General features: G+C 42.4%; 15 protein-coding genes. All 15 read right to left on the minus strand.

The window, feature by feature from the left end; genetic code table 11:
* A partial coding sequence (locus T344_RS28130) for a fibronectin type III domain-containing protein (protein WP_034861312.1) occupies positions 1 to 2,177 on the minus strand: 2,177 nt, incomplete at its 3' end.
* Positions 2,178 to 2,614: 437 nt separating this feature from the next.
* On the minus strand, positions 2,615 to 2,809 hold the full coding sequence (locus T344_RS0112310; protein WP_027628971.1) for a hypothetical protein: 195 nt from the start codon (positions 2,807 to 2,809) through the stop codon (positions 2,615 to 2,617).
* Between the two features lie 407 nt (positions 2,810 to 3,216).
* Positions 3,217 to 3,909, minus strand: coding sequence for an MgtC/SapB family protein (locus tag T344_RS0112315; RefSeq protein ID WP_034861314.1), 693 nt, complete (start codon positions 3,907 to 3,909; stop codon positions 3,217 to 3,219).
* A gap of 168 nt (positions 3,910 to 4,077) precedes the next feature.
* The gene (gene spoIIR / locus T344_RS0112320; RefSeq protein WP_004625521.1) at positions 4,078 to 4,797 is read right to left on the minus strand and encodes a stage II sporulation protein R; all 720 of its coding nucleotides are present in this window, start codon (positions 4,795 to 4,797) and stop codon (positions 4,078 to 4,080) included.
* A gap of 320 nt (positions 4,798 to 5,117) precedes the next feature.
* Positions 5,118 to 6,722 carry a CTP synthase gene (locus T344_RS0112325; RefSeq protein ID WP_027628974.1) on the minus strand — a complete coding sequence of 535 codons (1,605 nt, stop codon included), beginning with the start codon at positions 6,720 to 6,722 and terminating at the stop codon, positions 5,118 to 5,120.
* 372 nt (positions 6,723 to 7,094) lie between these two features.
* Entirely contained in the window at positions 7,095 to 7,571 is a 477-nt protein-coding gene (locus T344_RS0112330) for a VanZ family protein (RefSeq protein ID WP_034861318.1), read from the minus strand.
* Between the two features lie 111 nt (positions 7,572 to 7,682).
* Positions 7,683 to 8,165: a hypothetical protein gene (locus T344_RS0112335; RefSeq protein ID WP_027628976.1), complete on the minus strand. Its 483-nt coding sequence runs from the start codon at positions 8,163 to 8,165 to the stop codon at positions 7,683 to 7,685.
* 137 nt (positions 8,166 to 8,302) lie between these two features.
* Positions 8,303 to 8,971, minus strand: a complete 669-nt coding sequence (locus tag T344_RS0112340; protein ID WP_027628977.1) for a sugar transferase — start codon at positions 8,969 to 8,971, stop codon at positions 8,303 to 8,305.
* 40 nt (positions 8,972 to 9,011) lie between these two features.
* Positions 9,012 to 9,785 (minus strand): tyrosine-protein phosphatase, encoded by a 774-nt coding sequence (locus tag T344_RS28135; protein ID WP_051571812.1) that lies wholly within the window; start codon positions 9,783 to 9,785, stop codon positions 9,012 to 9,014.
* A gap of 84 nt (positions 9,786 to 9,869) precedes the next feature.
* Positions 9,870 to 11,576 carry an ABC transporter ATP-binding protein gene (locus T344_RS0112350; RefSeq protein ID WP_027628978.1) on the minus strand — a complete coding sequence of 569 codons (1,707 nt, stop codon included), beginning with the start codon at positions 11,574 to 11,576 and terminating at the stop codon, positions 9,870 to 9,872.
* An 18-nt stretch (positions 11,577 to 11,594) separates the two neighbouring features.
* Entirely contained in the window at positions 11,595 to 12,059 is a 465-nt protein-coding gene (locus T344_RS0112355) for a S24/S26 family peptidase (RefSeq protein ID WP_027628979.1), read from the minus strand.
* Positions 12,044 to 12,937 carry a hypothetical protein gene (locus T344_RS0112360; protein WP_027628980.1) on the minus strand — a complete coding sequence of 298 codons (894 nt, stop codon included), beginning with the start codon at positions 12,935 to 12,937 and terminating at the stop codon, positions 12,044 to 12,046. Before T344_RS0112360 ends, T344_RS0112355 begins: the two co-directional genes overlap by 16 nt.
* 83 nt (positions 12,938 to 13,020) lie before the next feature.
* Positions 13,021 to 13,152, minus strand: coding sequence for a hypothetical protein (locus T344_RS31740; RefSeq protein WP_278246156.1), 132 nt, complete (start codon positions 13,150 to 13,152; stop codon positions 13,021 to 13,023).
* Positions 13,153 to 13,198: 46 nt separating this feature from the next.
* On the minus strand, positions 13,199 to 13,369 hold the full coding sequence (locus T344_RS31010) for a hypothetical protein (protein ID WP_154669444.1): 171 nt from the start codon (positions 13,367 to 13,369) through the stop codon (positions 13,199 to 13,201).
* 84 nt (positions 13,370 to 13,453) lie between these two features.
* A complete protein-coding gene (locus tag T344_RS0112375; RefSeq protein WP_034861322.1) occupies positions 13,454 to 14,572 on the minus strand; it encodes a radical SAM protein in 1,119 nt (372 codons plus the stop codon).
* Positions 14,573 to 14,582 lie beyond the last annotated feature (10 nt).

Consider the following 14,582-nt stretch of genomic DNA (forward strand, 5'->3'; position numbering starts at 1 on the left):
TCACACATAGATCCAGGTACTGTTTTTATCAGCACACCATCCCGGTAGATTTCATACCCTGCTACCCCTTCATTATCAGTGGATGGTGACCATGACAATGATACCGTCCCACCAACCACTGCTAATATGGTTAAATCTTCCGGCACTGTTGGTGCTTGTATATCAGGCGTGCTTATATTTATAGTGTATGCTCCTGTCCCACTACCATAAAGACGCATTTCTATATAATAAGTTTGCTGAGATTCCAAATAGATATTTATTAAAAAATTATAGTCTTCCGGGCCATCATCATTAAATCCTATCATATTACCATTACTGTCATAAATACTCCCATATGTGTCCAAATTACTTATACTTTTTATTATGTATTTGCCCTCTGTACTTACGCTAAATTTGAAATAATCTTTATCTCCATCAAAATTAATTACCCCTGGTGTATCAATTCCCAATTCAATTAATCCAGCTGAGTTTATATCGTCCCCATAATCATCATCAAGCGTTGTCACTTTAATGATATTACTTGCTTCCGATTCATTATTTGCCATATCCACTGCTTTTACTGTAAACGAATACTCGGTATTTGGAGTTAGTCCGTTTAATATATAATATGTATCATTGGTTGTCGTCATTAACGTTGTTCCGCTAAATATGGCATAGTGATCTACACCGATGTTATCTGTGGACTCACCCCATGTCACTGTTGCCGACCATGATGTGATTGATGAGACCTCAAAATCAGAAGGTATTGTTGGGACTTGTATATCCCCGTCAATAGTTACGGTAGCATCTTGGCTTTTTTTAGAATAATTACCCTGGTCATTAATCGACTTAATGTTGTAAATATATTTATTCCCTGGTATCAATCCAGTATCAGTTTCTGAATCCGCATCACTTACTCCAATTTTTACATTATCCCTATATATTTCATATCGGCTGGCTCCAGGTACGGCATCCCACACCAAATTAACGGATACAGACGAAGGAACCGCTGTAAAATTTTCAGGAACTGAAAGCAATGTATACTTTTCTGTTTGCTGGCTCCATTCACTGACATTCTGGCCAGTTACTGTTCTCACTTTTATAACATTTAAAGTGTTTGGATCCAGGTTATCAACAGTTATGCTTGAGCCAGTTGTATTATAAATTTTATCATTAATTGAAATATCATAACTTTCCGCATTTTTAACTACATCATAACTTATTGTTATAGAATTTTCAGTTGCTGCTGTAGTTATGGTGGACGGAATACCTAAATCCGATATTGTAACCAGTACTTCACTATCTGGCGTTTTATCTCCAGATGTTTCACTTCCTAGTCTTTCATTTTCCTGAGTTTCACTATTTCTTTCCGTCAGATTGCCCGATGTTACAACTAACTCCGAACTAAAGCCGGACATGTTTCCATTATGGCTATTTGCCTTTACCTTGTATGTATAGGAACTGAACTGTTCCAGAATTATATCTTTATATGAGTTGGAGTCTGAGTTACTTATTTCCACACCATTTCGGTATATCCTGTAACTGTCGGCTCCTGGTGAAGCTTCCCAGGTTAAATCTATAGAAGTATTTGATTGGGTTGCAGTAAGATTGGTTGGAGCAGTAATCAGTGTATATTTACTGACCTGTTGGCTCCAGTCACTGGTGTTACCATCACAAAATGCTCTGACCTTAAAAAAAAATTGTGTATTGGGTTCAAGGTCGGAATATGTAAAGCTTGCAGCTGTGACGCAGGTGATATCTCCATTGAGAGATATTTCATAGCCTGCTGCTCCATCAACCCTATTCCAGCTCACAAATAGACTATGTTCGTCAGTTATAACCTCTATATTCTGAGGAATCGATATCGCTGATGGAGTGGTCTGAACTGTTGGTGTGTTCTGTTGTATTGCATCAGCAAATGATGTGGTGTTAGTGCCTGCAGGAGCTGCCGATTCGGAATCGTGCGCATTTATATCGGTTTGTACGATATTGTCCGGTTTACCGGAATTGTTTGTTTGAATGGAATTGCTTGACATACTGCTTTGGGTGCCGTCAACGGAGATACCGTTTTTCTGGCTACCATTTTGTCCGAAAGCGGATGAATTTACATCCCGCATCCCCATTGCTGAAAAACTGAATGTTTGCAGAAGTAAAACAAAGACTAAGAGTACTGCTACTAACTTTTTACCTTCGAGCATCTTCCCAACTCCTTTTTTCTGCCAAATATATTATTTTTAACCATACTAATATAAATTTATTATAGCCTAAACTATAAATATTGTAAATATATGATATATTTAGTAATAAGAGCCAAGAATATAAAGAATAATAAAAAATCTATAGCTTTATATTAATCCATTGGCTCAGACACTTTGTGTCTTCCACAGATTATTTTTCTATGTTAAGCTGAGCCTTTATTATTCAAGTCCACTATGTCTATCTTAATTCTCAAAAAATTTTTCTAATATTTGGGCTATTGGCTTTAGTGATAGAAACAAGTTTGATTAGTGTTATCCACATGTTTACAAAGACAATTCCTCACTTTAGATGATATTGGCCCGACCGCTTGATTAGCTGGTTGAACATGGTAAGGACCTCTTTTCCGACCCCAAGACGGCTGGCATCCCCCCCAAGGTCAGGTTTGTAAATCGTACAGAATTAATACATCCATAGACAGTTCCTTTAACATAAAGGCTCTTGAGAAACAGAAAAGGTTGAAAAAACTATCATAATTGAAATCAAAGGTTTTAACAGCCGACACTCTTTGTCCCACATCAGCCAAAAGTATCGGTCCTGCCATTCCAGCAGGTTTAATATCTGCTCTTTCCAAGTTTTCCGGCCTTTATTGGTCAGCACCAATCTGCCGATTTTACAGACACGTAAATACAAAGAGGCTAGAACTCGCAAACTAAGAGTCCGATTAATAGCCCATAAAACTGTAATGTTGGTCTCTGCTCTGCTGCGCGAAAAAAACTTTATAAACCACCTGCACCTGCAGGAGGGGTTATTAAAAAATAGTTTCCTTTTTCAATATACTCCACACTTCTATGGTGATGGTCAGCTTTGCTATGCACTTATTAAGTTCACTTAATCAATTTTTGGGGATTTCCCAAGAAATTCTTGATGCATTACCGAAATCCCTACTGACCTAATTTGCTCAAGCATTTTTTTGAAATATAAAAAGAATATTGAATTCGTCTCAGAACCAGCCGCATTTTAAGCTGATTAACACATATGCTATTCCTCGTAGACGCGCCTTACATGCTCATGGCACAGGATGGCTTCTATCAATTCAGCCATTGATATTTGACCCGAGATGTCAAGCGTGAAGCGGATTACCATTTCGCCGTCTATCTCACTGCTTACAAAATCGGTCCTTTTAATTTTGACACCCATTTCCTGAATTAAACCGGATAATTCATTCACTTCTCCCTTTTTAATCCGGGTGTGAATAAACAGTCTGGCGTTTTTCTGCATTGTAATTTTCCCCTGGGTTTTCTTGATTACAACAAGTATCAGGAAGATTATTACAGTGGCGATTATGGCTCCTGAATAAAAACCTATACCTACGGCTATTCCCACACAGGATACAGCCCATAGACTGGCTGCGGTTGTCAGGCCTTTGACACTTATACCTTCTTTTATGATTGTGCCGGCACCAAGAAAGCCTATTCCGCTTATAACCTGGGCGCCAAGCCTGGCAGGATCCACATTTACATGGGAGGAATAACGGAAATATATAAATTCAGAGGTTACCATCACAAGAGCAGAGCCCACACATACCAGTATATGGGTTCTGAGTCCGGCAGGCCTATGTACATGTTCACGTTCAAAACCTATAATTCCGCCGAGTACACAGGCAGCTGCAAGCCTTAATATCATTGATATATAAAAATCAGACTGACTGACAATATAATTTATTAACCACATCGGATACCGCCGTTTCTGCCACAGTTAAAGGCCGATTAATTTTTATGATGTTATTATTATATATCAACCAGGAAAATTAATGTAGTTTTTTAAACGGAAAAAGCTATGTAGTTACTACAGCCTACATAGCTTTTCCGCTTAAGGAAGATTCAATTACATTGCATCAGTTTATTTGAACATTTTATTTACTGCACCTGTTACCTTAACTTTAGATCCCTCAAAAAGTTCCACAACCTTGAACTTTATTTTAACGGGAATGTCTTCACTGCTGTCTGACGTTGTAATCAGCTTGAACTCTTCTGCAGACAGCGAAGTCTTTAAATCCTGCTTTACCGAATCGGGTATGGTCCCGTGGGTTGCATCTATAAAACACAGCGGCGGGAACAGCACACACCACCAGTTGGCACCGGCACCGTCTCCTATAACGACTTTCAGTGCCTGGTACTCTCCTGCCGGAAGCGCTATATCACCATATGTCTTTGTGGGAAAAGAATAGTTTCCCATGGATGCCTTGACACCATAGCTGCTATTATTCTCTTTAATAATTTTTGAGGATACCTGTTCAATATTTTCCAGGTTGGCGTTTATTATTGCCCTGGTTTCATTAATATCCTTCGAATTTGCCAGCTTGTCCTTCATAAACTCTATAATGGCATCCCGGACTTTCAGCTTTAAGGCCTGATCCGGAGCGGAATCACTATTGGCAACCACATGAAGCCTGACTAAATTTTGCGAAAGCCCTGCATTTACATCTTCGGCGTAAGTGTATGAAATTATCCATGCCGCAAGAACTACCAAAAGAAGCACGGCTATGGATATTTTAATAATGTTTGCCATCTTCTGTCCGGTGGTAGTTACAGGTTTTAAATATAAAAGTCCCTTACTCATAATTTTCCCCTCCTGTTGCGATTTTCACCGGTGATATTACCGTTGAGCATCGCCGTCCCCAATTCATTGATCAAATATTCGTTTATATTCAATCAGTTTTTATTCCTATCAATATTTAGTAAATAAGGTTTCATGTATAATTATTGTCAGTAATACGATTTTTTATACAATTTATGAACTTTTTAATTCAGGGCAATATTCATTGGATTATTCTGGTAGTCTGGATAATTTATGACTGTAATGGCACACATCTTGACATAAAAAAACGATCGGGCGGCCCTGAAAGCCATCCGATCGTTTTTTATTGAAAATTATTAAATTTATCTGCTTTTATACTCGTATGCCGCTCTGATGAAATCCCTGAAAAGAGGATGGGGTTTGTTCGGTCTGGATTTGAATTCCGGATGGAACTGCACACCCACAAACCAGGGGTGATTCTTGAGTTCAATTGTCTCCACAAGCTTTCCGCTCGGTGAAAGTCCCGACAATACCATACCGCCCTCAGTCAATATGTCACGGTATTCATTGTTGAACTCGTACCTGTGCCTGTGTCTTTCATATATCAACTCATCTGCATAAATCCTCTGTATCATGGTGCCATCATTGATTTTGCAGGGATAGACACCAAGTCTCATGGTACCGCCCATTTCGTCGATATCACGCTGTTCAGGCATCAAGTCTATGACTGGATATGGTGTTTCGCCGAATTCCGAGCTGTTGGCATCATGCAAACCTGCGGCATTCCTTGCAAACTCAACAACTGCCATCTGCATGCCAAGGCATATTCCAAAGAAAGGAATCTTATTTTCCCTTGCGTAGGTTATGGCCAGTATCTTTCCTTCTATACCCCTGTCTCCAAAGCCTCCGGGAACAAGGATCCCGTCAGTTCCTCTGAGATAATCGTTTACGTCGGCACTTTCAAGCTCCTCGGAGTTCACCCATTTTATTTCAACCTCCAGATCATTTCCAATTCCGCCATGTCTCAATGACTCTGCCACACTGAGATATGCATCATGCAATTCAACATATTTGCCGACGAGAGCTATTGTCACCGAACCTTTGGGGTTCTTCTGCCTGCTGACCATCTCTTCCCACTCGGATAGATCAGGTTCATTGCAGTTAAGTCCCAATCTCCTGCAGACTGTTTTGGCAAGTCCTTCTTTTTCGAGCATTAAGGGAACTTCATACAATACCTCGGCATCGAGATTCTGAACGACAGCGCCGCCCGGAAGATTACAGAAAAATGCTATTTTATCCTTCAAATCCTGTGAAAGGAACTTTTCAGTTCTGCAAACTATTACGTCGGGTTGAATTCCCAGGCTGATCAATTCTTTTACACTGTGCTGGGTGGGTTTTGTTTTGAGTTCACCTGACTTACCCAGGAATGGAACCAGGGTAACATGAATGTACATTACATTTTCTCTGCCAATTTCTGTGGATACCTGTCTGATTGCTTCGAGGAACGGGAGACTTTCAATATCACCGACAGTTCCTCCTATTTCGGTGATTACAACATCTGTTCTCTCTGACTTGCCTACTCTATAAATTCTTTCCTTTATTTCATTTGTAATGTGGGGAATTACCTGAACCGTGCCTCCGAGGAAGTCACCTTTTCTCTCTTTGCTGATGACCGACCAATATATTTTTCCGGTAGTCACATTGCTGTTTTTACTGAGATTTTCATCGATAAATCTCTCGTAATGCCCCAGATCCAGGTCGGTTTCAGCGCCGTCTTCAGTGACGAAAACCTCTCCATGCTGATATGGACTCATTGTGCCAGGGTCAACATTTATATACGGGTCAAATTTTTGAATTGTTACATGCACACCTCTTGCTTTTAAAAGCCTTCCCAACGATGCCGCTGTAATTCCCTTGCCTAATCCGGAAACCACACCACCAGTTACGAAGATATACTTTACTGACATTGTTTTACTCCTCTCGACATGTTCATACGATACAATATATAGAAATGCAAAAAAAATTATATTTTAGGAATGTTGAATTATTCCTTGGTGCTCACCTCGTTATATTTTATATATTGACATACCAAAGGTCAATATATAAGTCAGATTTATTTTGAGCTAATTTCTACAAATTTAAATCACTAATTTAAGACAATTTTTCTAAAATTGCAGTGTGCTTCAACATTAAAAAAGAGGGGACTATCCCCTCTTATAATCAGCTATTGAAACAGACTTTTTTCTATATTTATTTAATGGCAATTCCTTCAAAATAAATAAGTGATTTTCCATATTTTTATCTCCATAGATTATTATACCTTAAAATATCTGAAAGCATCAAGTACTTTGTTTATTTAACCGTCTACTATTTTTACCCAATCGGCAATGCTTTACAAGAGTAAAAATCCCTATTCCCACACAGGCTCCAAGGCTGTCTATCAGCACATCCAGGGGCTGTCCGCTCCTGCCGGCCACAAAAAGCTGGTGAATCTCATCACTCGCGGCATACAAGACACATATACCAAGTGCTGCGGCAAGGCTTTTCAAACCCCTGATACCGCTTTGGCGCACCGCATTGGAGGACAGCACCGCCAGGAGCATATAAGCACTGAAATGTGCTCCCTTCCTGACCAGATGGTTCAAGCTTCCCGAATCTGTTTGAACAATTTTATCCAGGGTCTTTTGCAGCAAACCGGTTATACCGAGGCTCAGTCCGTTTGAATCCTCGGCCACCTGCGAAGACAGCCTGAATATTATCAGCATCCAGAGGAAAACCAATACCCATGAAATTGTTATTATAAACCTTTTATTCATTATGCCGTATACCCCGTTAAATAAAAAACATATGATAAAAATCATATGTTTTTTATTATAGCACATTTAATTGTCATTTAATAAAATAAGTTGCTTTTGTTTGAATTCATTCTATTTTTCAAGCATATATTTATTGTACATCTCTTTAAATTTTTCAATATCTTCACTTGTAAATTTATCCAGAGCCATCTTCTGGGCTTTTTCCTTTTCCTCTTCAGTGAGGCCACCTGCCAGCATATCCTTCAATTCCTTAATGTCACCGGTCGAGAATTTCGACATAACTATTGCAGCCGCGGTCATTTTATCCTGTGCCGTAATTTTTTTCTTTACTTCATTCAGCTTTTCAGCCGATAATGGGTTTTTCTGTTCGTTGTCGGCTTTTGCCGTTCCGGTACCGGAACCCTCTGTGGCAGCGGGAGATTTCGAGACATCTCCATCAATATCTCCCAGTTCCGGACCAATGTCCTCCAGCAGGGAAATACCTTCATCTATGGTCTCATCAACTATTTTATTCCCGATATAGTACAGCCCTGCAAATATACCCAGAGCTGCTGCCAGAAGAATTACCAGAGTTACCGCAATAATTTTTTTCATACCTTACCTTTTTTCTTTTTCTCTGAGATTTTAATTTATTAATATTATAGCATATATTCAAAGTCAATTACTATCGGCGTTCAGCCGTAATTGACCTTGGTAATTTATCAGCGTATGCCCCGTCAGGCTACCTTGTATCAGAACGCCTTGCTGTCTCCCAGCAGTACGGGAATGGTTCTCAATATTATTTTGAGGTCGTACAGAAGACATCTTTCACGTATGTATTTCAAGTCCATCCTGCACATGTCCTCAAAGCCTATGCTGTTCCTTCCGCTTACCTGCCATAAGCCTGTGAGTCCGGGCCTTACCGACAACCTCAGATTGTGCCAGCTTTCATACTGCTGCACTTCCTTCTCGATAGGAGGTCTCGGGCCCACAAAGCTCATATCCCCCTTCAATATGTTTATCAGCTGCGGAAGTTCATCTATGCTTGTTTTTCTGATAACCCTGCCCACTCTTGTAACCCTGGGATCATTCCTCACTTTGAAGACAAAGCCGCTCACCTGGTTCCTGTCCTCCAGCTCAACTAATTTTGTTTCGGCATCGGCAACCATTGACCTGAATTTATAGATTTCAAACACCCGGCCTTTGAAGCCATTCCTTTTCTGTCTGAATAAAACCGGCCCTCCCGAATCCAGCTTGATAAATACCGCAACAGCGAGGAAAACAGGTGAAAGAAGTACAAGTGCCGTAAATGAGACAATAATATCAAAGCTCCGCTTTAAAAGCTCATAATAAAAGGGCACATTATCAAACAATGCCCTTTTCTCAACAATATTTTCAATTGTAAACTTATTATTTTTCATATTTTGTTTTTCCTTTCAAAAGAGGTGCCTGTTCAGACCGCTAGTTTTGAAGCAAAGCTGCACCGGAGTTTCTCCAGTCGTAAGGCTTGCTCATATTTGGAATAAAAACATTATCGTGGTTTTCTTCCAAAATCTTTTCCGCATTGCTGTGGAACAGCATAACTGCAGTCTCCTTGCCTGCCCAGCGCACCACGGTACTGTACGCCTCCAGATACCAATTTGAATAGTCCCCGGCACAGTGGGCATTTGAGGCAACCATATCAACCAGCCTCATCCGGATAAGCTTCTTTGTGTATTCCCTCACTTTTCTCCCGTAAACACCGAGGATGCTGGCCGCATCCACCTGTATATACGAACCTGCCTTAATGAGAGAAACAACACTTCCAAAATCCCTCAAAAGACTTCTGTTCCTTTCGATATGCGCGATTACCGGGACAATTTTATGTAAATTCAACTCATAAACACTTTCAACGCACTTCTCAGGTGATACCCGGTACGGAAATTCAAAGAGCATTAGGCCTGATTTGTCCAGGCCGGACTTTACCCGGTTTATAAAATGGAAATTTGCCCCCTGTTCAACATATATTTCGTAAGCAAGTTTGATATCCACATCGTAAGCCTTTGCCCTGTACAGGAGCTCCTGATAATTATTTTCAACCCGCTCAAGCTCGTATACTGTTTCATGGAAATGAGGAGCTGCAACAATTGTCCGTATTCCTATACTATCGGCTTCCTTAAGCATTTCCACCGACTGTTCCAGGCTTGAAGGGCCATCATCAACACCAAAAATTATATGACTATGCACGTCAATCATTAATACCATATCCTTTCGCATTTAACATATCTTAAAATTGATTTTTTTACGGATAAATTTTATAAATCCGGGCATTTTAAGCACTTACACCACGGCTGTTAAATCAGGCTTTCTAAATTCTTCAGCCAGTCTGCCGTCCTTCAGCTTAAAGATCCGTGAGCAGATACTTAATGCACCCGGCCGGTGGGTTATTACTATACAGGTTCTCCCCGGCTGCATATCACGTATATTTTGCAGCACCTTCCTCTCGGAATTTATATCCAGTGAGGAGGTCGCTTCATCCAGTATCATAACAGAGCTCTTTTTCAACATTGCACGGGCTATGGCAATCCTTTGGGCCTGCCCCTCCGACAACCCCAAACCCTTCTCTCCTATTACGGTATCCAGCCCTTCGGGCAGCTCACTTATGAAATCCAGGGCACAGGAGGCTTGCAGGGCACATTCCATCTGTTCCCTTGTGGCCCCGGGCCAACCTGCCGTCAAATTTTCGGCAATAGTCCCGCTGAAAAGTGTATTGCCCTGCGGAACATATGACACATACTCCCGGGCAGCCGCGGAAATGCCTATCCTCTGCCCGTTCAAGTCTACAAACGCAGCCTCTCCCGCATCCGGCCTTACCAGTGACAATATCACTCTTATAAAAGTCGTCTTGCCCTCTCCGGAGGGTCCCACCAGCCCCACAATCTCCCCGGGATTAATACTGACCGATACCTTTTTTAATACGGGTTTATTCCCCTGATAGGAATAAGTGACATCCTTAAAGACAATTCCCAATGCGGTACAGCCCGGCAGCTTTTTAACCTCTGCAGCTTCCAGAGGAAGCTCCTCAAGCTCCATGAGCCTGGAAGCCGAGCCTATGGCCGCAATAACCTGCGGAAGTGTGCCCGACAGCCCGATGAACGGTCCCTGGACCTGTTGAACCAGCTGTAAGAAAGCAGTTAAGGTCCCAAAGGTAGCTGCTCCGATACTTAATTTATATGCCCCCCAGCAAAAAGCAGAAAAGTAGCCTGCCCAGTACCCGAAGCCCAGCACCGTTCCTGCGGCCACACCGGTGCGGTTCCGCCGGATAACCCAATGCATTCTGTTTGTATGAAGATTACTTATTTTCTCAAGGCTTTTATTCTCCATACAGAACGTCTTTACGACCAGAATATTTTCAATTGCTTCCTGAATAAAAGATTTGTAGGCGCTTTCGGTCTCCTGAACTTTTATATGAATGTCCTTCAGCTTCTTGCCCAAAATTTTGCTGAGGAGGACTGTAACCGGCCCCAGTATGAAGGCTAAAAAGGCCAGGGCAGGTTCATATACAAGCAATGTTGCAAATGCGGCCGCCAATTGGAATCCCAGCGAGATTATGCCCGGAAGGGTGCTTATTACACAGGCCGCAACATTGCCCACGTCACTTGACAATCTGGTCAATACATCTCCGCTGTGATATCTGGTCAGCTCAAGCCATTGGGTGGAAACCACCCTGTTGAAAAGCGCCTGCCTCATATTGTTTGACAGCAGTTCCTGGGTCCTGGCGGTCATCATGGATGTAAGGGCTCTGACTGCCAGGTTTGCAATTACAATTCCTCCAAAAAGTGCGGCAAAGAGCACTGTTCTGGATAAAATCCCGGCTACTGCAGTATCAATTACATTTTTTGAGAGTATTGCAACCAGGACGCCACTGAGAGCGCTGATGGTATTGAGAAAAATAATTAATATTATACTGCCGGTAAAATTTTTTGATTTTCGCGCAATCCATGCGATATACTCCAATAATTTTGTAAATTCCTTATGTATTCTCAATTTTACACCTTCTGCTTTTTACCTTCTGTTTATATTTCCTAAAATTCTTATGACCCTGAGAATATACCGGCGGACAGGTATGATATTCAGCCAGGCCAATGCTAAAAGCTTAAATACCGGCTGATCACAGCTGATATCACGCCCATTCCGCCTCACCGACCCGGCCTTTGCCAGCAGCTGTTCCGGAAATACCGGTCCTTCAATCCAGCTCTGGGCGTCGCCTATCATAAAGAAGGTATTAGCTTTTTTCCGCTGCACCCTGTGTAAAACATACTCTCCCGTAACCCGGCGAACCAGCACTATATCTCCTTTTTCAACAGCCTTGAAGTTGGTTCCCACAAGTTCCACACAGTCCCTTTCTTCCCTCAGAAAGGGGTACATGCTCATTCCGGTTACTGTTATCCGGACTTTACTGCCCATTTGAATGAGCTCCTGTACAACAGGGAATATTTCTCCGGCTTTGACTTTCAGTGTTTCACACATTCATAAACCAACTCCATAGCTTTCTTTTCAGGCGTACACGTGAGTAAATATACAGGCACCTTTTGCAGGATCATATCCAGTACCGAATAAGCCTTTTCCATAAGTTCTCTGTCAAAATAAGGCAGAAAAGCCCTTGGCATTAAGCAGGGCAGGGCCTCAAGGGGGGATAATTTTGAAATACTGTTTTCGGGAGCCTGTTTCAAAACCACTATTGCTCCCACAGGCACCTGAAGGTTTGCAAATTTATCGGAGGACCCGCTCCACGGAGTACCGCAAAGTGTGGGAATTCCATCAAAAAACCGGATAGCCGGTGTATCGTCATTGACAACAGTTACCTCATCCCCAATGTACTTTTCCCACAGGCCGACATGCGTTGATTTTCCCGTCCCGGACGGTGCGGTAAATAAAATCCCCCTGTTCCTCCAGGCTATGGACGAGGCATGTATGACTATTCCGCCCATGTTTATGAGCCTGTTCCTGAAAATTATACCCATGAGCATGAATGAATAATATTCCATCCAATCTCCGAATTCTGCCGGATCCCCGGATTTACTAAATTTGATATCAAGGCACCTGATTATATTACGGCTCCAATCCTTATTTATATCCATATGGGCCATAATATCCCTGCCGGCCGTATCCAGCCTGAATACATGGAAACCGCCATTATCATCCTTTTTCATCCATTTGACAAATTCATCAATTACAATTTGTCCCTCGGGTTTTTCAATATGATGGCATCTCCGGGTTTCGGCAAATAAATCTATACGGTTGGGATTGCTGTCCTCAAATATTTTTAACCTGTTGAGCAGGTATCTGTTGTCACCATGTATATCCAGATTGATACCTGCAATTTTGTATGTATTGCCAGTTTTCATATGCTTCCTCGTCTTTACGTTTATGGGTAAAACAAATCGGAGGGGAGGTCCCGTTTTTGGACAGCCCCTCCTTAACGGCAGTATCAGGGATGCAGGCCCGACCAGACAGGGTTTGAACACTGTCCGGTCTCATAGCATTTACTCCCCGGATTGGCCAAAAGTTCTTCGGTATGGAGATCAAAAAACTTGATAACCGGTTTCTGGTAGCTTTTCATCACTTCACCTCCATTTCATAAATGTCCGTTGGTACGTAACCGGCTGTCAGTTGGAGGAATTAAGCGCTACAAGATCGGTGCGGTACTCCCACTCTCCTGTTGCCGGGTTCAAAACCCAGCCCTCGTTGGTAGGGCAGCTGCCGGTGCAGCTGTTGGCCAATCTCTCCTCGATTTTATAACTTATGCACTCTAAAAAGGGCTTAACGTATTTTCCCATGACTTCACCTCCCGGATATATTTTTATTGGCTTATCAATAATATGCAGATTGCAGGGCCCGCATGCTTAAAACCAAATACCGGCTTACTGCCTTACAAGTCCGGTCTTTAGCCGCAGCCTGTTTCCGGCAGTATCACACAGATAGGCTGCCGGTTTATCAAAGGCACCTGTCTCTGTCATCAATCTGGCCGGGCAGGACATGCAGTACTCCCTGATATCGCACTGCTGGCATTCCTTGCAGGCCGGAACCTCCATACAGTCCTTTTTCAGTCTTTCCCAGGCCGCCGTGAAACCTCCCTCGCCTATCCTCTCACAGGGTATATCCAGCAGTCCGCACGGTGTCAGATACCCCTTCCAGTTTATCCAGAAGCCGCATTTACCGGCCTGGCACTTAAATGCCGACTTTACGGTTTCACCGCTGCTTTTCCGGCCTTCATCCGCCTTTACCGGCCCCTGCTCCGGGGTCTCGGGATTTACTTGTATATTTATTTCCCCATTCTGCTGTTCTATTTCCAGTTCATATTGAGCAGTCTGTTCGGGAGTCAGCCTTGTTTCCAACGGGTTATTTCCGCACCCCGGTCTTGCAGGTGATACATAGTTCACCACTCCCAGGCCGCTTCCGAAGCTTTTGGCAAGTGCCTTCAACTGTTCGAATTCCCTGAAATTGTCCTGTGTAACCGTTGTTCTGACGCTCACGATGATATTTTCATTCCTTAAAGCCTCTATCCCCCTTATGGTTTTTTCATAGCCCTCCCCATGCCCCGTTACTTTCTCATAGGTTTCGGGAGATGCTCCGTAAATTGATACACATACCTTTGAAGGTGGAATCCTCCCAAGCCATTTTGCCTTCTCAGCCGTTATGAGGCTGGCATTGCTGTATATGGTCATATTAAAGCCCATCCGGGAATACGCCTCATATATCTCCTGAAAATCGTTTCTTAAAAATACCTCCCCGCCCGTTAAAGTCAATAAAAATAATCCGGCATCCCTGCTTTGCTCACCTATCCTTATCCATTCCCCTGCGTCAAGCTCAGTGGCAATTGCAGCTTTATTGCCGGGAGAGTGGCATACATAACACATTTTACAGTTGAAGTTGCATCTCGATGTCAGCTCGAAAGCCGCAGATACGGGTATTCCTCCTGCGGCTGCATTTATTGAAATCCTATTGTTTATCTCAGCCCAACCGGCACACAATCTTTTCATCCCCCCAGTT

It is taken from the genome of Ruminiclostridium cellobioparum DSM 1351 = ATCC 15832 (assembly GCF_000621505.1).
GTDB lineage: Bacteria > Bacillota > Clostridia > Acetivibrionales > DSM-1351 > Ruminiclostridium > Ruminiclostridium cellobioparum.